The organism is Streptomyces sp. WZ.A104, assembly GCF_002382885.1.
GTDB lineage: Bacteria > Actinomycetota > Actinomycetes > Streptomycetales > Streptomycetaceae > Streptomyces.
The window spans coordinates 57,159-79,443 of record NZ_NWVL01000010.1; the positions used below are offsets into that span (position 1 = coordinate 57,159).

At 72.1% G+C, this 22,285-nt stretch carries 20 protein-coding genes; 7 read left to right on the top strand and 13 right to left on the bottom strand.

Translation table 11 applies throughout. The annotated features are described in order from the left end of the window. The first annotated feature begins 14 nt into the window (after nucleotides 1–14). The gene (locus CIB93_RS07745) at nucleotides 15–845 is read left to right on the top strand and encodes an aldo/keto reductase (RefSeq protein ID WP_096625405.1); all 831 of its coding nucleotides are present in this window, start codon (nucleotides 15–17) and stop codon (nucleotides 843–845) included. Between the two features lie 13 nt (nucleotides 846–858). On the opposite strand, the gene CIB93_RS07750 is transcribed toward CIB93_RS07745, so the two are convergent. The 3 genes from CIB93_RS07750 to allB form a co-directional block, all read right to left on the bottom strand. After that, on the bottom strand, nucleotides 859–1,188 hold the full coding sequence (locus CIB93_RS07750) for a putative quinol monooxygenase (RefSeq protein ID WP_096625407.1): 330 nt from the start codon (nucleotides 1,186–1,188) through the stop codon (nucleotides 859–861). Nucleotides 1,189–1,342: 154 nt separating this feature from the next. Further along, nucleotides 1,343–2,464 carry an allantoicase gene (gene alc, locus CIB93_RS07755; RefSeq protein ID WP_096625409.1) on the bottom strand — a complete coding sequence of 374 codons (1,122 nt, stop codon included), beginning with the start codon at nucleotides 2,462–2,464 and terminating at the stop codon, nucleotides 1,343–1,345. Nucleotides 2,465–2,564: 100 nt separating this feature from the next. Next, entirely contained in the window at nucleotides 2,565–3,908 is a 1,344-nt protein-coding gene (allB, locus tag CIB93_RS07760) for an allantoinase AllB (protein ID WP_096625411.1), read from the bottom strand. A 335-nt stretch (nucleotides 3,909–4,243) separates the two neighbouring features. On the opposite strand from allB, the gene CIB93_RS07765 reads away from it, so the two are divergent. Further along, on the top strand, nucleotides 4,244–5,047 hold the full coding sequence (locus CIB93_RS07765; RefSeq protein ID WP_096625413.1) for an IclR family transcriptional regulator: 804 nt from the start codon (nucleotides 4,244–4,246) through the stop codon (nucleotides 5,045–5,047). Between the two features lie 28 nt (nucleotides 5,048–5,075). On the opposite strand, the gene CIB93_RS07770 is transcribed toward CIB93_RS07765, so the two are convergent. After that, on the bottom strand, nucleotides 5,076–5,756 hold the full coding sequence (locus CIB93_RS07770) for an ABC transporter ATP-binding protein (protein ID WP_096625415.1): 681 nt from the start codon (nucleotides 5,754–5,756) through the stop codon (nucleotides 5,076–5,078). Next, the gene (locus CIB93_RS07775; protein WP_096625417.1) at nucleotides 5,753–6,835 is read right to left on the bottom strand and encodes an ABC transporter permease; all 1,083 of its coding nucleotides are present in this window, start codon (nucleotides 6,833–6,835) and stop codon (nucleotides 5,753–5,755) included. The genes CIB93_RS07770 and CIB93_RS07775 overlap by 4 nt, the downstream gene beginning before the upstream one ends. Before the next feature lie 110 nt (nucleotides 6,836–6,945). Between CIB93_RS07775 and CIB93_RS07780 the strand changes: the two genes are divergently transcribed. Next, nucleotides 6,946–8,271 (top strand): sensor histidine kinase, encoded by a 1,326-nt coding sequence (locus CIB93_RS07780; RefSeq protein WP_096625419.1) that lies wholly within the window; start codon nucleotides 6,946–6,948, stop codon nucleotides 8,269–8,271. Next, nucleotides 8,268–8,909, top strand: a complete 642-nt coding sequence (locus CIB93_RS07785; RefSeq protein WP_096625421.1) for a response regulator transcription factor — start codon at nucleotides 8,268–8,270, stop codon at nucleotides 8,907–8,909. The genes CIB93_RS07780 and CIB93_RS07785 overlap by 4 nt, the downstream gene beginning before the upstream one ends. An 18-nt stretch (nucleotides 8,910–8,927) precedes the next feature. Here the strand turns inward: CIB93_RS07785 and CIB93_RS07790 are convergent, their stop codons facing one another. Next, nucleotides 8,928–9,242, bottom strand: a complete 315-nt coding sequence (locus tag CIB93_RS07790; RefSeq protein WP_096625423.1) for a DUF5955 family protein — start codon at nucleotides 9,240–9,242, stop codon at nucleotides 8,928–8,930. Between the two features lie 185 nt (nucleotides 9,243–9,427). Between CIB93_RS07790 and CIB93_RS07795 the strand changes: the two genes are divergently transcribed. Together CIB93_RS07795 and aceB are read left to right on the top strand one after the other, a co-directional pair. Then, complete coding sequence (locus tag CIB93_RS07795) at nucleotides 9,428–10,057, top strand: NTP transferase domain-containing protein (RefSeq protein ID WP_373558721.1); 630 nt, start codon at nucleotides 9,428–9,430, stop codon at nucleotides 10,055–10,057. A gap of 257 nt (nucleotides 10,058–10,314) precedes the next feature. Next, entirely contained in the window at nucleotides 10,315–11,934 is a 1,620-nt protein-coding gene (gene aceB, locus CIB93_RS07800) for a malate synthase A (RefSeq protein WP_096625427.1), read from the top strand. An 88-nt stretch (nucleotides 11,935–12,022) separates the two neighbouring features. On the opposite strand, the gene CIB93_RS07805 is transcribed toward aceB, so the two are convergent. The 4 genes from CIB93_RS07805 to CIB93_RS07820 form a co-directional block, all read right to left on the bottom strand. After that, entirely contained in the window at nucleotides 12,023–13,435 is a 1,413-nt protein-coding gene (locus tag CIB93_RS07805; RefSeq protein WP_096625429.1) for a PQQ-binding-like beta-propeller repeat protein, read from the bottom strand. 52 nt (nucleotides 13,436–13,487) lie between these two features. Continuing rightward, nucleotides 13,488–15,020, bottom strand: coding sequence for a YfcC family protein (locus tag CIB93_RS07810; RefSeq protein WP_096625431.1), 1,533 nt, complete (start codon nucleotides 15,018–15,020; stop codon nucleotides 13,488–13,490). Further along, nucleotides 15,017–16,390: a M20/M25/M40 family metallo-hydrolase gene (locus CIB93_RS07815; protein WP_096625433.1), complete on the bottom strand. Its 1,374-nt coding sequence runs from the start codon at nucleotides 16,388–16,390 to the stop codon at nucleotides 15,017–15,019. The genes CIB93_RS07810 and CIB93_RS07815 overlap by 4 nt, the downstream gene beginning before the upstream one ends. A 103-nt stretch (nucleotides 16,391–16,493) precedes the next feature. Beyond that, the gene (locus CIB93_RS07820) at nucleotides 16,494–17,471 is read right to left on the bottom strand and encodes a fibronectin type III domain-containing protein (RefSeq protein WP_096625435.1); all 978 of its coding nucleotides are present in this window, start codon (nucleotides 17,469–17,471) and stop codon (nucleotides 16,494–16,496) included. Between the two features lie 144 nt (nucleotides 17,472–17,615). On the opposite strand from CIB93_RS07820, the gene CIB93_RS07825 reads away from it, so the two are divergent. After that, the gene (locus CIB93_RS07825) at nucleotides 17,616–18,233 is read left to right on the top strand and encodes a TIGR03086 family metal-binding protein (RefSeq protein ID WP_096625437.1); all 618 of its coding nucleotides are present in this window, start codon (nucleotides 17,616–17,618) and stop codon (nucleotides 18,231–18,233) included. Nucleotides 18,234–18,266: 33 nt separating this feature from the next. On the opposite strand, the gene CIB93_RS07830 is transcribed toward CIB93_RS07825, so the two are convergent. The 3 genes from CIB93_RS07830 to CIB93_RS07840 form a co-directional block, all read right to left on the bottom strand. Further along, nucleotides 18,267–18,950: an alpha/beta fold hydrolase gene (locus tag CIB93_RS07830; RefSeq protein WP_096625439.1), complete on the bottom strand. Its 684-nt coding sequence runs from the start codon at nucleotides 18,948–18,950 to the stop codon at nucleotides 18,267–18,269. A 126-nt stretch (nucleotides 18,951–19,076) separates the two neighbouring features. After that, nucleotides 19,077–20,531, bottom strand: coding sequence for a nucleobase:cation symporter-2 family protein (locus CIB93_RS07835; RefSeq protein ID WP_096625441.1), 1,455 nt, complete (start codon nucleotides 20,529–20,531; stop codon nucleotides 19,077–19,079). A gap of 338 nt (nucleotides 20,532–20,869) precedes the next feature. Continuing rightward, nucleotides 20,870–22,258, bottom strand: coding sequence for an 8-oxoguanine deaminase (locus CIB93_RS07840; protein WP_096625443.1), 1,389 nt, complete (start codon nucleotides 22,256–22,258; stop codon nucleotides 20,870–20,872). Nucleotides 22,259–22,285 lie beyond the last annotated feature (27 nt).

The window sequence follows — 22,285 nt, forward strand, 5'->3', positions numbered from 1 at the left end:
AGGACGGGACGGGCATGTCCGGCACACCGGTTCACGCGCTCAACGACGGCACCGAGATCCCGGCGGTGGGGCTCGGCACCTACCCGCTGGACGACGCCGCCGCCGAGGAGGCCGTCGCCGGGGCCCTGGAGCTCGGCTACCGGCTGGTCGACACGGCCCTGAACTACGGCAACGAGACCGGCACCGGGCGGGGCATCGTCCGCAGCGGCGTCCCCCGCCAGGACGTCTTCGTCACCACGAAGGTCCCCGGCCGCCACCAGGGGTACGAGGAGACCCTCGCCTCGTTCGAGGAGTCACGGGCCCGCCTGGGCGTCGAGTACGTCGACCTCTACCTGATCCACTGGCCGCTCCCCCGCGTCGACAAGTACGTGGACACCTGGAAGGCGATGATCAGGCTCCGCGAGGACGGTCTCGTCCGCTCCATCGGCGTATCCAACTTCACCGCCGCTCATCTGGAGCGGCTGGAGCGGGAGACGGGCGTGCTGCCCTCGGTGAACCAGATCGAGATGCATCCCCTGCTCCCGCAGGAGGAACTGCGGGCGGTGCACGCGGCGAAGGGCGTCGTCACGGAGGCCTGGAGCCCGCTGGCCCGGGGACGCGAGGTGCTGGATGACCCCTCGACCGTGGCGATCGCGGAGGACCATGGGGTGACCCCCGGCCAGGTGGTGCTGCGCTGGCACACCCAGCTGGGGGCGGTGCCGATCCCGAAGTCGGCGGACCCGGGGCGGCAGCGCGAGAACCTCGACCTGTTCGGATTCGAGCTGAGCGCCCAGGAGCTGACGACGATCGCGTCCGGGCGGCAGCGGCGCTTCGGCGGCGACCCGGAGTCGCACGAGGAGTTCTGAGGGCTGTCCCGGCTCAGCGGTTGCGCGGGGTGACCTCCGCCATCCGGGACCAGCCGGTGCCTTCCACCTCGACATTGATGATCTCGGGGACCTCGGCCACCATCTCCGACATCGTCTCGATCGCCGCCTTGAAGTGGTCGGAGTTCACGTGTGCCTCCCCGGCCGCCGCGTCGGCGAAGGCCTCCAGGAGGACGAACTCGTTGGGGTTCTCCACGCTGTAGGACCAGTCGAAGAAGACGTTGCCCGGCTCGCTGCGGGTGGCGACGGTGAAGCCCTCCAGCCTGGGGAGCCAGTTGTCGCGCTCGGCGACGAGGGCGGTGAACTTGACGGCGATGAAGATCATGGGGGGCTCCTGGTCGGGACGTCGGAAGGTGCGACGAGAGACCCGCTGAGGCCCTGCTCGCCGCACCCTGACCAGGGTGACACACCCTCATGCAACGGGATCGTCCGGGCGCACCGCGATCCCCCGGCGACCGCGATGGCACACCGGTCCGATGTCAGCCCCCGAGCTCGCGGTGACGGGCCGCCAGCCCCGTCGCACCCTCGTCCGTGAGCGATCCGTACAGCCGGAGCCGGGAGATCCCGCCGTCCGGGAAGATGTCGATCGTGACGTGGGTGGCACGCACCGGCCCCTCCAGCACGAAGCGGTGGTTGGTGTCGGGCTGGAGCCGGGTCCGGGGCAGGACCTCGCTCCAGTCGCCGCTCTCCCCGTCCCGTACCGAAAGGCTCGCCCAGCCCGCGGAGTTGCCCTTGAGGTAGGCGGTGTCGATCTCGACGGCCCGGATCTCGGACTGGGCGGCGAGGCGGTAGCGGATCCAGTCGTTGCCCTTGTCGCGCCGACGGCGGGTCTCCCAGCCGTCGTCCATCTTGCGGGAGCGGCCGGGCTGGATGGTGTTGGTGGCCGGGGAGTAGAAGCGGTCGGAGGCGTCCTCGACCTGGCCGCCGTTCTCCAGGGCGGCGAGGTCGAACGTGCCGAGGGCGCCGAGCCAGGCCGGGTCCGGGGCGACCTCGCCGTAGACGCGCAGCCGGGCGATCCCGCCGTCGGGGTGCTGGTTGACCCGCAGGTGGGTGAAGCGCTGCTCGGCGTCGACGGCGAACCCGTTTGCCGCGTGGCCGCCGACCGGCGTGCGCGGGACGAGCGTGGTCCACTTCACGTCGGGGGCGAGGAGGTCCTCGGGGGACGGGGAGCCGGGCAGGGACACCGCCTCGACGGAGACGGCCTGCGGGTAGTTGCCGCGGAAGTGGGCGGTGTCCAGGACGATGCCCCGGATGACGCCGGGCGCGCCGAGGCGGACGAGGGCCCAGTCGTGGTCGTCGGCGGTGGGGTGCGGTTCGGCCGCGCTGACCCCACGTCGGCGGCGGGTCTCCCAGCCGTCCATGATCTTACCCTTGTGCCCGAAGTGCTCCGGGTCGAAGACGGCGGGCTCGGGCTTGAGCAGGTTCTCGCGCTCGGCGAAGAACTCGTCGTTGGCGGCGATGACCCCGGCCCCGAGGCGACGGTCGGCCAGGTCCACGAGGTGGGTGAAGGGAAAGTCGGCCGTGCGGTGGTCGGCGTAGGGGTCGCCTCCCGCGTACGGGTCGGCGTCACCGGTGAAGCGGGGTATCGCGGCGTCCGTCATGGTCGGGGGTTCCTTTCGGGGGCGGTCGGTGGTCTCGTACGAGGGGGCGGCCGGGGGCGCGGTCAGTGGTCCCGTACGGGAACGGGGCCGGCGGGCACGGTCACTGGCCGCGGTCGAGGAGGCGGCCGGTGGGCTCGGCGAGGACGCCGTCGGAGGCGATGCGGACACCGCGCAGCCAGCTGGAGCGGACCACGCCGTGCAGGGTCTTCCCGGCATAGGCGGTGACCTGGTTGCGGTGGAAGAGCTCGGCGGGGTCGACGGTGAAGGTCGCCTCGGGGGCGAGAACCGCGAAGTCGGCGTCACGCCCGGCCGCGATGGCGCCCTTGCGGGTCAGCCCGGCGAGCTCGGCGGGGGCGGCGGACATCCAGCGGGCGACGTCGTCGAGGGAGTGACCGCGCCTGCGGGCCTCGGTCCAGACGGCGGGCAGGCCGAGCTGGAGGGAGGAGATCCCGCCCCAGGCGGAGGCGAAGTCCGGGGTCTTCAGGTCGGTGGTGCAGGGCGAGTGGTCGCTGACGACGCAGTCGATCGTGCCGTCGGCGAGCCCGGCCCACAGGGCGTCCTGGTTGGCGGCCTCGCGGATGGGCGGGCAGCACTTGAACTCGGTGGCCCCGTCCGGGACCTCCTCGGCGGTGAGGGTGAGGAAGTGCGGGCAGGACTCGACGGTGACGCGGACGCCCTCGCGCTTGGCGGCGGCGATCAGCGGCAGGGCGTCGCTGGAGGAGAGGTGCAGGACGTGGACCCGGGCGTCGAGCCGCTTGGCGTGGGCGATGAGCCCTTCGATCGCGGTGTTCTCGGCGTCGCGCGGGCGGGAGGCGAGGAAGTCGGCGTAGGCGGGCCCTGGGCGCTGCGGGGCCTCGGCCAGGTGGTGCGGGTCCTCGGCGTGCACGATGAGCAGGCCGCCGAACCCGGTGATCTCGGCCATGGAACGGGCCAGCTGCTCCTGGTCCAGCTCCGGGAACTCCTCGACGCCCGACGGCGACAGGAAGCACTTGAACCCGAAGACCCCGGCCTCGTACAGCGGGCGCAGGTCCTTGACGTTGGAGGGGATCGCACCGCCCCAGAAGCCGGTGTCGACGTGCGCCTTGGGGGCGGCGACCTGCTGCTTGATCCGCAGGTTCTCGACGGTGGTGGTGGGCGGCAGCGAGTTGAGCGGCATGTCCAGGAGCGTGGTGATACCGCCCGCGGCGGCCGCGCGGGTCGCGGTGTAGAAGCCCTCCCACTCGGTGCGGCCGGGGTCGTTCACATGGACGTGGGTGTCGACGAGGCCGGGCAGCAGGACGTCGTCGCCGAAGTCCTCCAGCCGGGCGCCCGCGGGCACCTCGGTGTCGTGCGGCAGGACCGCGTCGATCGTCCCGCCCGCGACGGCGACCGCCGCGGGGCGGGTGCCCTCGGGGGTGACGACGCGCGTCGAGCGCAGTATCAGGTTCACGTCCGCACCGGACACCTGTGCTCCTTCACTCCAGGAATTCAACGAACTGTTGAAGCTTCGATGGAGTCTTCACTCGGGAATCGCCCTCGTCAAGACCCACCTTCCGGCACGGAGGGCCGACGGGCCAGCCCCGCCACCCCGACTGGAGGTTTCCACAAAGTAAAAGTCTTATTTCGAACTGCGGAACGTAGCATGGGCCAGAAGGGGCAGCGGCGAACCGCTCGTACCGACCGTCTCCACCCGGACAAAACAGGCCCTGACCGGCACGGACGCCGGCCGGGAGCTGTGAGCCGACCGGGAAGGGCCCGGTAGGCTGCTGCCTTGCCTTCCGCTTCGAAAGGATCGCCCACGTGCCGCCGTCCCACGCCAGCACAGCCGACTCCAAGCCCTCCGGTTCCAGCGGTGGGGTGCAGTCCCTTGAGCGCGCCTTCGATCTGCTGGAGCGGATGGCCGACGCCGGGGGCGAGGTCGGGCTGAGCGAGCTCTCCGCGAGCAGCGGTCTGCCCCTGCCGACCATTCACCGGCTGATGCGCACCCTGGTCGTCTGCGGCTACGTACGCCAGCAGCCCAACCGCCGTTACGCGCTCGGCCCCCGTCTGATCCGGCTCGGCGAGTCCGCCTCCCGGCTGCTCGGCACGTGGGCCCGCCCCTACCTCAGCCGACTGGTGGAGGAGACCGGCGAGACGGCCAACATGGCGCTGCTGGACGGGGACGAGATCGTGTACGTCGCCCAGGTGCCGTCCAAGCACTCCATGCGGATGTTCACCGAGGTGGGCCGTCGGGTCCTGCCGCACTCCACCGGCGTGGGCAAGGCGCTCCTCGCGCACACCCCCGCCGACGAGGTCCGGGCGCTCCTGTCCCGTACGGGCATGCCCGCCGCCACGGAGAAGACGATCACCACGCCCGAGGGCTTCCTCGACGCCCTGGAGCAGGTGCGCCGGGCCGGATACGCGGTGGACGACAACGAGCAGGAGATCGGGGTGCGGTGCCTCGCGGTCTCCGTGCCGAACTCCCCCACATCGGCCGCCATCTCCATCTCGGGCCCGGCGGGCCGGGTGACGGAGCAGGCGACGGAACGGATCGTGCCGATCCTCCAGCAGGTCGCCGAGGAGCTGTCGGACGCGCTGGCGAGCAGCGGTACGAACGGGGGCTGAGCCCGCCCCCGCCGTACCGCCGCTCGTCTCAGACCCGCGCCGGTACGGTCAGCCGCCCGTCGTCCATCGTCACCGTGCGGTCCATCCGGTCCAGGTGGGCCAGGTCGTGGGTGACGAGCACCGTGGCGGTGGCGCGCTCCCGGGTCAGGGTCACCAGCAGGTCGAGCACGGCCGCGCCGCGCTCGTGGTCGAGCGCGCTGGTCGGCTCGTCGACGAGGAGCACCTCCGGCTCGTTCATCAGGGCCCGGGCGATGTTGATCCGCTGGCGCTGGCCGCCCGAGAGCTGGTGCGGCCGCCGGTCCGCGCGGTCGGCCAGACCGACCGCGTCCAGCAGCTCCAGAGCCCGGCGGCGCGCGGCGCGCGCGGACCCGCCCGAGAGGTGCCGCATCACCTGGAGCTGCTCGGCGGCGGTCAGCGAGGGCAGCAGGCTGGGCTGCTGGAAGACGATGCCTATGTGCTCCCGGCGCAGGGCCGCCCGCCCGGCGCGGCTCAGTCCGGCGGTCCGGACGCCGGCCACGGAAACCTCCCCGGAGTCCGGGGTGACCAGGGTGGCGGCGGCCGCGAGCAGGCTGGACTTCCCCGAACCGGACGGCCCGACGACGGCCGTGAGGGTGCCCGGGGGCACGTCCAGCGAGACCCGGTCCAGGGCGGTGAGGCGAGCCTCGCCGTCCGGGTAGGTGAGAGTGACGTCGGTCAGGGTGAGCGTCATCGGGCACTCCCGAGTGCGGTGAGCGGGTCGACGGCGGTGATCCGCCGGATGGACAGGGCGGCACCGAGCGCGCCGAGGGCGATCATGACGGCGGCGGGGACGAGGACGGTCGCCGCGTCCAGGACGAACGGCACGGCTCCCCCGCCGATCAGGGCCCCGGCTCCGACGGCGAGGGCGGTGCCCAGTCCCGTACCGAGGACGAGCATCACCACCGCCTGCCCGAGGGCGTCGCGCAGCAGGTACGGCGTCGATGCGCCGAGCGCCTTCAGTACGGCGACATCGCCACTGCGCTGGATGGTCCAGACGGTGAAGAAGGCTCCGATGACGAGCGCGGAGATGGCGAAGAGGAAGCCGCGCATCAGTTGCAGCGAACCGTTCTCCGCCTGGTAGGAGCCGATGGCGGTGAGGGAGTCGTCGAGGGAGAGCGTGCGGGTGCCCGCCGCCTCGTCCCCGGCCGCCAGGTCGGCGCCGCCCGTGGTGGTCAGGGCGATCACGGTCGCCTGCTCGGCGGGCCCGGCACCGTCGTGGCCGATCTGCTGCCAGTCGTCGAGGCTCGTCCAGACGACGGGCGTGTGGCTGTACGAGGCGTCCGTGGCGACGGCGGCGACCTCGCGCTCGGCCCGCCCGAGCGCGATCCGGTCACCGGCCGCGACGCCCAGCTCCTCGGCCGCCTTCCCGGAGAGCACGACCCGCCCAGGGCCGATCCCTTCCGGGCCGAGGGTGCCGTCCGGTTCAACGCCGAAGGCCGACACGGCGGCCGTCCGCTCGCCCGCCGCCGTGGCGTTCAGGGTCCGGATGCCGACCGGCTGCGCGGCCTCGACCCCGGGCCGCCCGGCCCAGGCCCGCCAGTCGTCCTCCCTGACCGTCGAGTTGGTGAAGGAAACCGGCTGATCTCCGGGCGGTGCGGCGAAGGCGAGGTGGTCGGCGTCAAGACCGGTGACGGCCGAGGTGTTCTCCCTGGCCAGACCGGCGGTGAGGCCGGACAGCAGGCCCACGAGCAGCGTGATCAGGACCACGACCGATCCCATGAGCGCGAACCGGCCCTTGGCGAACCCGAGGTCTCTCCATGCGACAAACATGGCCCCATCGTCGGCGGCCCGGGGCGCGGGCACATCGCACGGCGGACGGGCCCGGTATCAACCTTTCGATTGACCGGCCCCCGGGCCGCCGCCGCTAGGCTGGACGAACCATGGATTCGCGATCGCACACCCACGTCACCGCCGGTCTGCGGCTCTGTCTGCACGCGCTGCTGACGGGCTTGCTGGCACTGGCCTCGCTCCGCGCGGTCGGCGAGGACGCGCCGCACGCCGCGGCGGTCGTGGGCCTGTCGGTGCTGATGGCGAGCCTGTACGCGGCGGGAGCGCTCGCCGGATCCGTACGGCTGCGAAGCCGGGCCGAGGAGCGCGATGCGGCGGCGGAGAAGCCCGAGGCCCTGGCGGCGGCGTCGCGAAGCCAAGCCGACGGGCGCGCGGCGACATCGGCTGCGCGTGCCGCCTTCGCCGCTCCGCTCGGGGCCGGGGTCGCGGCCCTCTGGCTGGCCGGGCTCTGTGCCCTCTGGCTCGCGTTGCTCGTGCTCTCGCCGGACGCCCTGTGGGTGGCCTTTCCGCTCTACTTCCTCCAGCTTCATCTGCTGCCGACCCGCTGGGCGCTGCCCGCCGTGGTCGTCACCGCTGCGGCCGCGATCACCGGTTTCGTCGTACACCGGCAGGAGATCGCGCCCGGCGCGTTCATCGGCCCGCTGCTCGGCGCGGCCGTCGCCGTCGCCACGGTCCTCGGGTACGACGCACTGTTCCGGGAGAGCGAGCGGCGGCGCGAGCTGATCGTGGAACTGGTCGCCACCCGGGCGGACCTGGCCGAGGCGGAACGGACGGCGGGCACGCTCGCCGAGCGCGAACGTCTCGCGCGGGAGATCCACGACACCCTCGCCCAGGGCCTGTCCAGCATCCAGTTGCTGCTGCGGGCCGCCGAGCGCTCGCTGCCCGATGCGGACCCGGCCGCCGTGCATGTCCGCGCCGCCCGCGAGGCCGCGCAGGCGAACCTCGCCGAGGCCCGTTCCTTCGTACGCGCCCTGACTCCGCCGGATCTGGAGCACGGTTCGCTGGCCGCCGCGCTGGAGCGGCTCTGCGCCAGGACGACAGGGCCGGAGCTGACCGTACGGTTCGCGGTCAGCGGCAGCCCGGCGGAGCTGCCGACGCCGTACGAGGTGGCGCTGCTGCGGACCGCGCAGTCGGCGCTGGCCAATACGGTGCGCCATGCGCGGGCCGGACGGGCGGAGATCACCCTGAGCTTCATGGACACCTCGGTGGCGTTGGACGTCGTGGACGACGGGCAGGGGTTCGACCCGTCCGGGGCGCCGGTCCAGGAGCGCGGCGACGGCGGCTTCGGGCTGCCCGCGATGCGCGCTCGGGCCGGTTCGCTGGGCGGGGTGCTGAGTGTGGAGTCGGCGCCGGGCCAGGGCACGGCGGTGGCGGTCACGCTGCCGCTGCCCGTGGCGGACCGGGAGCGGGCGGCATGAGCGGGGACGAGATCAGGCTGTTGCTCGCGGACGACCACCCGGTCGTCCGGGCGGGGCTGCGCGCGGTGCTGGACACCGAGCCTGACTTCCGGGTCGTCGACGAGGCCGCGACCGCCGAGCAGGCGGTCGCCCTGGCGGCGGCGGGCGGCATCGACGTCGTCCTGATGGACCTCCAGTTCGGCCCGGGTCCGGGGATGCACGGCTCCGAGGCCACGGCGGCGATCACCGCCGTACCGGAGAACCCCCGTGTCCTGGTCCTCACCACCTACGACTCCGACGCGGACATCCTGGCGGCCGTCGAGGCGGGGGCGAGCGGCTATCTGCTCAAGGACGCGCCGCCGCAGGAGCTGGCGGCGGCGGTGCGTACGGCGGCGGCGGGCCGGTCCGCGCTGGCGCCCTCGGTGGCCCACCGGCTGATGGACCGGATGCGCACCCCGGCCGAGGCGCTGACCCGGCGGGAGCTTGAGGTGCTCCAGCTGGTCGGGGAGGGGCTGTCGAACCTCCAGATCAGCAAGAGGCTGTTCCTGAGCCAGGCGACGGTCAAGTCCCACCTGGTGCACATCTACGCGAAGCTGGGCGTCGACTCGCGTACGTCCGCGGTGGCGGCGGCCACAGCCCGCAGACTCATCCGCCGCTGACCCGCAGCGCCCCGCCGGTCACCCGCGCGGCGGCTCCCCGAAGAGGTCCACCGCGTTGCGCACCTCGCGCAGGGCCGCGGCCAGGGCGCTGACCGAGCCGATCGCCCCCGCGATCAGTAACAGGGAGCGGCGCATCCGGGGGATCTCCGGGACACCGCCGACGGCCATGGCGTCCAGCGCGGCCAGCTCGTCCTCGGCGATCGGCCGGTCGGGGAACTCGGCCCGCAGCCCGGCCAGTTCGCGGCGGAGGCGGGAGACGGCCATGCGCAGCTCGGCCACCCTCGGGTCCTCGGCGCTGCCGGTCACCTGCTTCTGCCCGACGCTTCGCAACACAGCACTCCCCCTCGCACATCCTCGTGCCGGTGTGTCCCCTCGGGCCTGTGGCCAAGTCCCCGGGTTCGCCCGCAAGTTAACGCCATAACAGGCAGTGTGCGCCAGCCCACGGAAAGAAGTCGGGGTGACCCCTGAGGGTGACATGCGTGTCGCGTGTGCGAAGGACTCAGTGGTATCCAGACCCCATGGTTACGGACATGACTGGAGACGCGGCTTCCGGGGCGAAGAATCCCAAGGTCGCCGGGGTGCTGCTGGCGGCCGGCGGCGGCCGGCGGCTCGGCGGCCGCCCCAAGGCGCTGCTGGAGCACCGGGGGCACCCCCTGGTCGAGCACGCCGTGCGCTCCCTGCGCAACGGCGGCTGCGGCCCGCTGCACGTGGTGCTGGGCGCGGCGGCCGACGAGGTGCGGGCCCGCGCCGATCTCACGGGGTGCGCGGTGACGGTGAACCCGGGCTGGGAGGAGGGCATGGGCTCCTCGCTGCGGCTGGGCCTGGCGGCCCTGACCGGGACGCACGCGGACGCGGCGCTCGTCCTGCTGGTCGACCAGCCGGGCATCGGGGCGGAGGCGGTTGCCCGGGTGCGTTCGGCGTACCGCTCCCGGGCGAGCCTGGTGGCCGCCGCGTACGACGGGGAGCGGGGCCATCCGGTGCTGTTCGGGGCGGACCGGTGGGCGGACATCGCGGCGGGGGCGCGGGGCGACCAGGGGGCGCGGGCGTATCTGCGCGAGCATCGCGATGCGATCACGCTCGTGGAGTGTTCCGATGTGGCCGAGGCGTACGACATCGACACCTCGCAGGACCTGAAGCACCTGGAGTGACGATACGGGGCGGCGGAGACGGTGCGTGGCCGCACTGGCACGCTGCGCCGCCGATGGGAGGTTTCTGTCGACCCGGAGAATCTCGACATCAACAAACCATTGAACTTCCACTATGAGGAAACTACTATCCACTGGTCAGAAGCCCTCTGAACCTCAGACGGCACCCACGGCCGTATCTCGGAGCCATGGCACGCCGTGCCGTCTCAGGCGACCCGGCGGCCATGAGACGCCGCCGCCCGCTGAAGGAGTGACAGCTCATGTCCGCACCAGCGCCGTCCACGCTGGCCATCGTCGATGCCGAGCCCCTGCCCCGGCAGGAAGAGGTCCTGACCGACGCGGCCCTCGCGTTCGTGGCCGAGCTGCACCGGCAGTTCACCCCGCGCCGCAATGAGCTGCTCGCCCGGCGCGGTGAGCGCCGCGCCGAGATCGCCCGCACCTCCACGCTGGACTTCCTGCCCGAGACGGCGGCGATCCGCGCGGACGACTCCTGGAAGGTCGCCCCGGCTCCGGCCGCTCTGAGCGACCGCCGGGTGGAGATCACCGGTCCGACCGACCGCAAGATGACCATCAACGCGCTGAACTCCGGTGCGAAGGTCTGGCTCGCCGACTTCGAGGACGCGTCCGCCCCCACGTGGGAGAACGTCGTCCTCGGCCAGCTGAACCTCACCGACGCCTACGAGCGCCGCATCGACTTCACCGATCCGGGGTCCGGCAAGTCGTACGCCCTCAAGTCCGCCGACGAACTGGCCACGGTCGTCATGCGCCCGCGCGGCTGGCACCTGGAGGAGCGCCACCTCCAGCTGGACGGCGTCTCCGTGCCCGGGGCGCTGGTCGACTTCGGCCTCTACTTCTTCCACAACGCCAAGCGCCTGATCGACCTCGGCAAGGGCCCGTACTTCTACCTGCCGAAGACGGAGTCGCACCTGGAGGCCCGCCTCTGGAACGACATCTTCGTCTTCGCCCAGGACTACGTCGGCATCCCGCAGGGCACGGTCCGCGCGACGGTCCTGATCGAGACGATCACCGCCGCGTACGAGATGGAGGAGATCCTCTACGAGCTGCGCGACCACGCCGCCGGACTGAACGCGGGACGCTGGGACTACCTCTTCTCCATCGTCAAGAACTTCCGTGACGGCGGAGCCAAGTTCGTCCTGCCGGACCGCAACGCGGTGACGATGACCGCCCCCTTCATGCGGGCGTACACCGAACTCCTGGTCCGCACCTGCCACAAGCGCGGCGCGCACGCCATCGGCGGCATGGCGGCCTTCATCCCCTCCCGCCGCGACGCCGAGGTCAACAAGGTCGCCTTCGAGAAGGTCAAGGCCGACAAGGACCGGGAGGCGCACGACGGCTTCGACGGCTCCTGGGTCGCCCACCCCGACCTGGTCCCGATCGCCCTGGCCTCCTTCGACGCGGTCCTCGGCGAGAAGCCGAACCAGAAGGACCGGCTGCGCGAGGACGTCTCGGTGGCGGCGGGCGACCTGATCGCCATCGACACCCTCGACGCCAAGCCCACGTACGAGGGCCTGCGCAACGCCGTCGCGGTCGGCATCCGCTACATCGAGGCCTGGCTGCGAGGGCTGGGCGCGGTCGCCATCTTCAACCTGATGGAGGACGCGGCCACCGCCGAGATCTCGCGCTCGCAGATCTGGCAGTGGATCAACGCGGACGTGGTCTTCGAAAACGGCGAGCACGCCACCGCCGACCTGGCCCGCAAGGTCGCCGCCGAGGAACTGGCCGCGATCCGCGCGGAGATCGGCGAGGAGGCCTTCACCGCCGGGAAGTGGCAGCAGGCCCACGACCTCCTGCTCCAGGTCTCCCTGGACCAGGACTACGCGGACTTCCTGACCCTGCCCGCGTACGAGCAACTGCGCTGACCTCTGCGCACGCGGGCCCGTACGGACCCGCGACGGAACCGCCCCCGGCACCGCACAGCGCCGGGGGCGGTTCGCGTACCCGGCGCGCTCAGCCGCGGGCGCGGTGCAGGGTCATCTCCCACAGATCGTCCGCCGAACTGAAGCCGGACCCCGAGCCGGTCTTCCGGACCGCCGTGAGCCCCGCGTACTCGTTCACGGCCACGGGCGCGATGCCCGGCTCCAGTTCGATGTCCTGCCCGCTGCGCGCGTCGAGGACCACCGGGCCCGAAGCGGTGCTCGCGTAGACCCGGCCGTGCCGGACCGCGGTGACCTCGGGGACGATACGGCCCGCCGCCCTGTCGGGCAGCTCCCACAGCACCTTGCCGCCGGCGACGTCGACGGCGAAGACCTCGGCCGCGCGCCGGGCCGCTCCGGGGTGCCGCCCGCACACGACGACGGACTTCCCGTCGTAACGGCACTCCACGGGACGTTCCTTGTCGGCCAGGGGCTTCTCCTTGCCCGTCTTCGCGTCCACCAGGACCAGTTGGCTGCGGGACGAGAAGATGCCGCTGCTCGTCACCTTCGTGGTGATGATCCCCTCGGGGCCCGCCGACGTCGTCCACTGCGCCTGGAACGCGGGGTTCACGCCCGCGGTGCGCTTGTGGGAACGGTCCTGCCACGCCGTGTCGCCGTCCTTCATGCTCACGGCTGTCAGCACCTGGTACCGCGCGCCGTTGTCGATCGATGCGCCGACCGCGTTTCCCCCGGCCACGGTGTACGCCTCGAAGCCCCACTCCTCCCAGAGGGACCTGGGCCGGTCCGGGTCACTGAGGTCGACGCCGAAGGTGGTCCGGTTCGTGTTGGGCGAGGGCCGCTGGTCGTGCACGCGCGCCGCGACCGCCACCGTCCCGTCCTGCGCCCCGACCACCCGCGTCGCCGTGGCGCGGTTCCGGAAACCGTCGCCCAGCGGGATCTCCAGGCTGCTGCGCAGCTTGCCGGTGCCGGAGTCGATGACCAGCAGCTCGACGAAGTGCCGGGAGGCCGTGGTGCCCCGGCCGGCCTTGGACACGTGGTACGGAACGAGGACGAGCGGATCGCCGTCCGCCCGCTCCAGCACGAAGGGGGCCAGGTCGTCCCGCCGGTCCGTCTTGCGGAAGTAGTCCTTCGGGAACACCCGCTGGACGGTGTTGCGCGGGGTCAGCTCCGGCCCCGCCTGCTGCCCCGTGGCCACATCCCGGACCTGCACGCCTGTGATGTCCTTGGTGAAGAGATAGCGCCCGGCCAGCGTCGAACTCAGCAGGGGTCCGGTCTGGCCGAACGATTCGCCCGTGGGATCGGCGGCGAACTTCACGGGGGCTTCGTACGCCGTGAGTTCCGGCTTCTCGGCGGGCTTCGAGGCGGCGCTCCGGCCGCCCTTGCCGTCCTTCGGGGCACCGGTGTCCGCCTCCCCGGAACTGCATCCCGCCACCGCCAGGACTCCCACAACCAGCAGACCGGACAAGCCACTTCGCGTGCTTCGCATCTCCCCGCCCCTCACGTACCACGACTGGTGATCCAGAGTAGGCGAGACCCCCTCACGTCCACACCGCCCCCAGCGCCACGAACCCGCAGATCAAGGCGGCCAGGATCGCCAGCAGCGGCCAGACGAAGCGCAGGTACCTGTCGTAGCCGATCTTCGCCAGGGCCACCCCGCCGATGGTGACCGCCGTCGTCGGGACCCAGAGGTTCATCCAGCCGCTGGCCGCCTGCCAGGCCGTCACCACCACCGCGCGGGAGACTCCCGCGAAGTCGGCCAGGGGGGCCAGGATCGGCATCGCGAGGGTGGCGTGTCCGGAGGTGGAGGGGATGAGGAAGGCGAGTGGCAGGTTGACGAGGAAGACGTAGACCGCGAAGAGCGCCGAGGAAGTTCCCGAGACCACGCCCTCGATGGAGTGCAGCACGGTGTCGGTGATCTGCGAGTTGTTCATGATGACCGTGACACCACGGGCGAGGACGATGACGAGCGCCGGGGAGATGAAGTCGGCCGCGCCCTGGATGACGGTCGCGCTGAGCTTCTGCTCGCCGAACCGGGCGACGACGCCCACGAGGACCGCCGCGACCAGGAACAGGGCGGCCAGTTGCGGGAAGGACCAGCCGAGTTCGAAGCCGTACGGGGTGGCGTCGGCGTCGCCGGTGAGGGCGCTGGACCAGGGGACGACCGAGAAGATCATGAAGGTGAAGACCAGGGTGACCAGGATCAGGATGATCTGGTGGAGCCGGGTCAGCTCCGGGGGTTCCGCCGCGTCCGCCGCGTTGTGGTCGCGGTCGCCGGGAAGGAAGCCGGAGAGCGAGCGTTCGGGGTTCCTGCGTACGCGGTTGGCGTACCGGATGACGTAGGCGATCGTCACCGCCGTGAGGACCACCCACATGATCGCGCGCAGCACGATGCCGTCGCCGAGCGAGATGTCCGCCGCGGACGAGGCGACGCCGGTGGCGAAGGGGTTGACCGTGGAGCAGAGCACCCCGACGCCCGCGCCGAGGATGATCGTGCCGGTGGCCACCATGCGGTCGTAGCCGAGGGCCAGCATCAGGGGGATGATCAGGCCGTAGAAGCCGAGCGTCTCCTCCGCGAAGCCCTCGACCGTACCGAGCAGCGCGAAGACCAGCATCACCCCGGCGATGAGCAGCGCGCCCCGGTCGCGCAGCCGGTGGGCGAGGCGGCCGATGCCCCGGTCCAGGGCTCCGGTGGCGAACACCACCGTGATGAACGCGCCGATGGCGAGCACGAACAGGAACACGCCCGCGCTGCCGTACAGTTCGCCCGCCAGGTCCGGGCCCACCTGGCCAGTCTGCGCGTCCTGGACGCCGTAGAGGCCGTTGACCGGGGAGAGGAAGAGGTCGTTCAGGCGGTCGACGAAGCTCTGGTCGGAGTCGACGCGGTGGTACGTGCCCTGGACCGGGGCGCCGTCCTCGTCGCGGTCGTAGGCACCGGGCGGGACGAGGAAGGCCAGGGCCCAGACGGCGAGCGTGACGACGGCGAGGATCGTGAGGGCGCTGGGAAAGGTGAACTTCGGCCCGGCCGGGGGCTCCTCCTCCGGAGCCGGTTTCGTGTCGGCGGCGCTGCTCATGCGGTGCTCCCCCGGGTGCGGGAGGCGTACGTCGCCGCGTACTCCCTCAGGAACGCGGCCTCCGCGATCACCGCCGACCGCAGCTCCGAGAAGAGGACGCGTTCGTTGGGGGCGTGCAGATTGCACATGCTGTCCTGGGCTCCGAAGAGGAGCACCTCGGCGTTCGGGACCGCCTTGGCCAGGCCGTTGACCAGCGGGATCGAGCCGCCGCTCGCGACGAAGGACGGCTCGCTCCCCCAGCCCTCCCGCAGTGCCGTGAGGGCCGCGCGGTAGGCCGGTCCGTCGGTCGCGGGTTCGAATCCGGGGCCCGTGTCGCCGGGGGTGACGGTGAGCGGGATACCGAACGGGCGCAGGGACTCCAGATGGGTGACGAGCAGGTCGCGCGCCTGTCTCGGGTCCTGCTCGGGGTGGAAGCGGAGGTTCAGCTTGGCACGGGCGTACGGGACGACGGCGGAGGCCGCGTGGTCGACGCTCGGGGCGTCGATACCGATGACGGTGATGGCCGGGCCGCTCCAGAGGCGTTCGCCGAGGCTGCCGGAGCCGATGAGGGGCACGCCCTCCTGGACTCCGGCGAGGGAGCGGAATTCGTCCTCCGTATAGGTGGTGCCCTTCCAGTCGTCGCGGCGCAGGCCCTCGACGGCGACGTCACCGTGGACGTCGTGGAGGGTGGCCAGCGCTTTGAGGAGGGCGAGCAGGGCGTCGGGGGCGGCTCCGCCGAACTCGCCGCTGTGCCGGGGCTCGGCGAGCGTGCGGACCTCGACGACGACCTCCGCGGCGCCGCGCAGGCCGGTGGTGAGGGTGGGGCTGCCGGGGCGGAGGTTGCCCATGTCCGCGATGACCATCGCGTCGCAGGCGAAGCGGTCCGGGTCGGTGGGCGGGTAGTCGTCGAAGGCGCTCCCGTACTCCTCCTGGCCCTCCAGGACGATCTTCAGGCCGACCGGAGGACGTCCCTCGTAGGCGCGGAGTACGCCCAGGTGGACGATGATGTTGGACTTGTCGTCGGCGATGCCCCGGGCCCGCAGACCGCCCTCGACGGGCGTGGGCTCGAAGGGCGGGGACAGCCACAGCGCCTCGTCGCCGGGCGGCTGTACGTCGTAGTGGCCGTAGAGCAGGACCGTCGGCGCCCCGGCGTCCGGCGGCGGGACCTCCGCGATGACGACCGGTGCGGTGTCGGGCAGGTCCAGCCGCTCCACTTGCTCCACGCCCGCGCCCCGCAGCAGCTCCACGAGGAGGTCGTGGGCCTGCCGCACGGGCTCGGACGGGAAGCCGGGGAAGGCGATGGACGGGATGGCCGTCAGCCGTTCCAGGTCGGCGACGAGACCGTCCATCAGCGCGTCGGCCCGCGTACACAGGTCGTCTCCCAGGTCCATGGTTCAGCCCCTTCGATCCCTCGGCCTTCTGGCCCTTCTGGGATCAATGGACCATACGAGACGGATCGCCGCATGCCTGCGGCAGCCGGTGCGCCGACCCGCGTCAGCCGGGCAGGACGACCGTGCGCTGGGCCGAGAAGTCGCCCCACTTGCCGTCCGGCAGCTTGGCCCGGAGCTTCATCGAGTACCGGGTGCCGGGAGGGTCCGCGAGGTTCAGCCGGTAGGCGGCCCGGCCCTTCGGGGGCGTACCGCCCCAGACGATGGTGGTGGTGAGCCTGCCGTTCAGATACAGCTCGTAGGCCGGTACCACCCCGCCCGTCTCCGGCTGGTCCCAGGAGAGGTCGACGGTGAACTCCGCGCCTTCCTTGCCGATCTCGGCGCGCAGCCCGGTGGGAGCGGTGCTCGCGGGGGCGCCGGGGGCCGAGGCCGTGGTGAGGTCGGCGGTGTTGCTGTCGGGCGAGGACTGGTCGGAGGCGTCGCGGGCCCGCACGGTGAAGCTGTAGACGGTTCCGGGGCGCAGGCCGGTCAGCTTCGCGGTCGTCGCGTCGCCCGGCACGCTGTGGATGCGGGAGTCCTCCTGGTAGACGTCGTACGAGGTGACGCCGACGTCGTCCTTGGCCGCCTGCCAGGTCAGGGTGGCCGCGCGGCTGCCGTCGGCCCTTGCGGTCAGCTTCGCGGGGGCGGTGGGAGGCGCCTCGTCCTTGGACGGGGTGGCCCGGGTGGTGACGGGGATGGCGGCGCTGGGGGCGGAGAGGTTCCCGGCGGTGTCCTTGGACCGGACGGTGAAGGTGTAGTCCGTCGAGGCGGTCAGCCCGTCGACGTCGATCATGCGCTTGGCCGCGGGGACGGCCTTGACCTTGGTCTTTCCTCGATAGACCTCGTAACCGGCGATCTCCCTGTCGTCGGTGGCAGGCTCCCACATGACATGCACCGAGGTGGAGCTGCTGGCCTGCGCGGTCACGCCCTCCGGGGCGCTGGGCCGCTGCGTGTCGGCGTCGGCGGTGCCGCCGCACGCGGTGAGGGTGGCGAGGAGCAGGACGGCGGAACAGGTCAACGCGGCAGATATGTGGGGGCGTTGCACGGGGTGCCTTCCATCCGGACAGCAATGGTCCAGACCTGTATGACATGGCGTGGGGGCCGCCGACAAGGGTCGGGCCGGAGAACCTTCCGCTGTCCGGCGGTGCGCGCGACGATGAGTTTCCGGCGGCGACGGAGTCTTCCCTGCATGGATACGCATGAGACACCTGTGTCCGGCACCGCTTCAGCCCCGGACCTGGGACCGGCTGCCAGACGGATCGCGGGCCTGCTCGGCGCGGTCGACGACGCCCGCCTGGACGCACCCACCCCCTGCCCCGACTACGCGGTGCGTGAGCTGCTCGGCCACCTCGCCATGCTCGCCGCCGCCTTCCGGGACGCGGCCCGCAAGGACCTCGGGCCCAGCACGGCCGTCGCCCCGGACAGCACCCTCCCCGTCCTCGACGACGACTGGCGAGAGGTGCTGCCCAGGCTCCTGGAGGAGGTGGCGGCGGCCTGGCGCTCCCCCGATGCCTGGACGGGCATGACCCGGGCCGGCGGCGTGGACCTGCCCGGCGAGGTGGCGGGGGCCGTGGCGCTCGACGAACTCGTCGTCCACGGCTGGGACCTGGCCCGCTCGACGGGTCAGCCGTACGAGGCGGGCGAGGCCGAGCTGCGGTCCTGCGAGGCGCTCCTCGCCCCGGACGAGGACGACCCGGACCGCGGGGGCATCTTCGGGCCGCCGGTCGCGGTGCCGGCCGACGCCCCGCTGCTGGACCGGGTGATCGCCCTCAGCGGCCGCCGTCCGGACTGGCGGCCGGAGGGCTGAGCAGGCGACGGCGAAGCGCCGCGGGGCCCGTCCTCAGCTGGTGAAGAACTCCGTGATGTGCGCGGCCACCTGGTCCGCGCGGGTCTGGTGCATCCGGTGGCCGCCCGGGACCGTGATCAGCCGGCAGTCCGGAATCAGGGAGGCCGTGTCGGCCTGGCGGTGCTGTTCCATCGTGCTCTCCGGGCCGCCGCCGATGATCAGCGTCGGGGCGACGATGTCGCCGAGGCCGTCCGCGGCGTCCGGTCCCGGGTCGGCGAGCTGGTCCCGTACGGCCGCCACCGCGCTCTCGTCGTAGTCCACCGGGCCCTCGGGCCGCCCCGCCGGGCCCGGGTCGCCGGGGAACGGCGCCGGGGTCTCCACCAGCACCAGCCGCTCCACCCGGTCCGAATGCTCCTGGGCCAGCAGCCGGGCGGCGACACCTCCCATGCCGTGGCCGACGAGTCCCACCCGGTCCAGCTCCAGTTCGTCGAGGAACCCCACGACGTCCTCGGCCATCAGCTCCAGGTCGTACGCGTCGGGCCAGTCGCTCTCGCCGTGGCCGCGCAGGTCCAGGGCGAAGACCCGCCACTCCTGGCCCAGCAGGGAGCCGGCCGCCTCCCAGTCCGCGGCCGAACCGCCCAGGCCGTGCAGCAGCACGACGGGCGAGCCGTACGAGTCGCCCCAGGTCCGGTACGCGAGGCGTACATCGCCGACATCCACCACTGACTGATCTTCCATGCCCCTGACGCTACAGCCGCCGGGCGGCGTGCGGCTCCGGGGGGCCGTCGCACGGCCGGACCGGACACGGCCGAGGGCCCCGCGTCGTGCGCGGGGCCCTCGCCGAGTCGGTCACCGGTCGTGTGGTCAGTGGACGCCCACCCCGGCGGCCGCCGGTACCGCGCGGTCACCGCTGCGCTGTTCTTCGTCCTCCGCGTCGGGCCTGCGGCCGAAGTGGTTGAAGGCGAGGTTCAGCACGATCGCCACCACACAGCCGGTGGAGATGCCCGAGTCGAGGACGACCAGCAGGTCCTCGGGGAAGGCGTGGTAGAACTGCGGCGCGGCGATCGGGATCAGGCCGATGCCGACGGCGGCGGCGACGATCAGCGCGTTCTCGCCCTTCTCCAGGGCGGCGGCGGCCAGGGTCTGGATGCCGCTGGCCGCGACCGTGCCGAAGAGGACGATGCCCGCGCCGCCGAGCACCGGCAGCGGTACGAGGGCGATGACCGAGGCCGCGACCGGGACCAGGCCGAGCAGGATCAGAATCCCGCCGCCGACCGCGACGACGAAGCGGCTGCGGATCTTCGTCATGGCGACGAGTCCGACGTTCTGGGCGAAGGCGCTGCACATGAAACCGTTGAAGATCGGGCTGATGGCACTGCCCAGGGTGTCGGCGCGCAGACCGCCCTCGATGATCCTCTCGTCGGCCGGCCGACCGACGATCTTGCCGAGGGCCAGCATGTCCGCGGTGGACTCGGTCATGCAGACCAGCATCACGATGCACATGGAGACGATGGCGGCGATCTCGAACTGGGGGCCGCCGAAGGCGAACGGCGTCGGAAAGCCGACCACATCGGCGTTCTTGATGGCGCTGAAGTCGGTGATGCCCGCCGGGATGGCGACCAGGGTGCCGATGATCAGGCCGAGCAGGATCGCGATCTGCTGGAGGAAGCCGCGCAGCAGCTTGCGCATGGCCAGCACGATCACCAGGGTCACGGCGGCCATGGTGATGTTGGTCATCGAACCGTAGTCGTCCGCCGCGGCGTTGCCGCCCTGGGACCAGTTGAAGGCGACCGGCAGCAGCGAGACGCCGATCAGGGTGATGACCGTGCCGGTGACGACGGGCGGGAAGAAGCGGACCAGTTTCCCGAAGTACGGGGCGAGGACGAACCCGAGCAGGCTCGCGACGATGATCGCGCCGAAGATCACGGCGATCCCCTCGTCCCCCCGGTCCTTGCCTATCGCGATCATCGGGGCGACCCCGGCGAACGAGACGCCGTTGACGAAGGGCAGCCGGGCGCCGACCTTCCAGAAGCCGATGGTCTGGAGCAGGGTGGCTATGCCCGCGGTGAACAGGCTCGCCCCCATCAGGAAGGCGGTCTCCTTGGCGGTGAGGCCGACGGCCGGCCCCACGATCAGCGGCGGTGCCACCACGCCCGCGTACATGGCGGCCACGTGCTGGAGGCCGCTGGTGAACATCTTCAGTGGGGGGAGAGTCTCGTCGACCGGATGCTTCCGGTCGGTTCCTGCCTCTGCGACGGCATCGTCCGCCGCTTCGGCGGCTGCATCTGCGTCTTTGTGAAACCTGGGCTTGGCGGCCACGGCGGTTCCTCCGGTCGGTTACACGTCGTCGGCGACGCGGGTGTCAGGGAGGTGGTGCGTAGGAGTGCGGTGGTGCGGCTCTCTCAGGTGGTTCAGGTCGTGCAGTTGGTGCAGGTGGTGCGCTTGTTGCGGGCGGGTGGCGCGGTGGGGGCGCGTACGGGCAGGGGTCTTCACCGGTCCGGCGGGCGCGCACCATGGGGTGCGCGTCCGCCGGACCGGCTGCCGTGGACCCCGCTCGGGTCCACGGCGGCCGGTCTCGGGCCGTCCCCCTCGACCGGCCGGTCGGGGATTCCGCCGGGGACCAGTGGCTGCCCGGCGGTTCGGGGGTTCCGCCGGAGTCAGGCCCCGGCGGCGATCTGCGCGAGGCGGCGGGCCTCGTCGCGGGTGACGCGGGCGATGGCGTCCTCGTCCACCGTGGTGAGGCGGTTGCCCTCGACGACCGGCTTGCCGTCGACGAGGGAGAGGGTCACCGGGGCGGCCGCGCCGAAGACGAGCGCGGTCACCGGGTCGGCGATCGAGGAGTGGGCCAGGGTGTCCAGCTTCCACAGGACGAGGTCGGCGAGCTTGCCGGCCTCCAGGGAGCCGATCTGGTCGGCGCGGCCCAGGACCTGGGCGCCGCCGAAGGTCCCGAGGCGCAGGGCCTGACGGGCGTTCAGAGCGGCCTCGCGGTGGGCGCCGAGGCGGTTGATGAGCAGGGCGTTGCGCAGCTCGGTGTGCAGTTCGCCGGACTCGTTGGAGGCCGTGCCGTCCACGCCGAGGCCGACCGGAACGCCCGCGGCGAGCATGTCGGGGACCCGGGCGATGCCCGCGGCGAGGCGGGCGTTGGAGGACGGACAGTGGGCGACGCCCGTACCCGTACGGGCGAAGGCGGCGATGTCCGAGTCGTTCATGTGGACGCAGTGGGCCATCCACACGTCACTGCCGAGCCAGCCGGTCGACTCGAAGTAGTCGGTCGGGCCCATCCCGAACAGTTCCTTGCAGAACTGCTCCTCCTCGACGGTCTCCGACCCGTGGGTGTGCAGCCGGACGTTCTTGCGGCGGGCCAGCTCGGCGCCCTGCCGCATCAGTTCGGTGGAGACCGAGAACGGCGAGCAGGGGGCGACGGCGATCTGCGTCATCGCGTCGAAGGAGGAGTCGTGGTGGGCGTCGATCGTCGCCTCGGTGGCGGCGAGCGCGCCCTCCAGGGTCTCGACGGCGAAGTCCGGCGGCAGGCCGCCGTCCTTCTCGCTGCGGTCCATGGAGCCCCGGGCGAGGGTGAACCGTACGCCCATCTCCCGGGCGGCCCCGATGATCGCGCCGGACAGGTCGCCGGAGCCCTTCGGGAAGACGTAGTGGTGGTCCATGGCGGTGGTGACGCCGCCCCGGGCCAGCATGGCCAGCGAGCCCTGCGCGGCGGCGCGGGCCATCGGCTCGTCGATGCGCGCCCAGGTCGGGTAGAGAGCCACGAGCCAGTTGAAGAGGTTGTGGTCGGTGGCCAGGCCCCGGGTGATCCACTGGTAGAAGTGGTGGTGGGTGTTGACCAGGCCGGGCGTCGCGAGGTGCCCGGTGGCGTCGATGCGCCGGACGACCCCGGCGAGGCCCTCCGGTGCCTTGCCGGCGCCGACGGACTCGATGCGGTTGCCCGCCACGACGATGTAGCCGGAGGCGTACTCCGTGTCGTTGGCGTCGACGGTGGCGATCGAACAGTTCTCGATGATGATGCGCTGAGGGTCTGCCGAAGCTGCCATGGTGCTTCCTTCTTCTTTCTGTGGCGA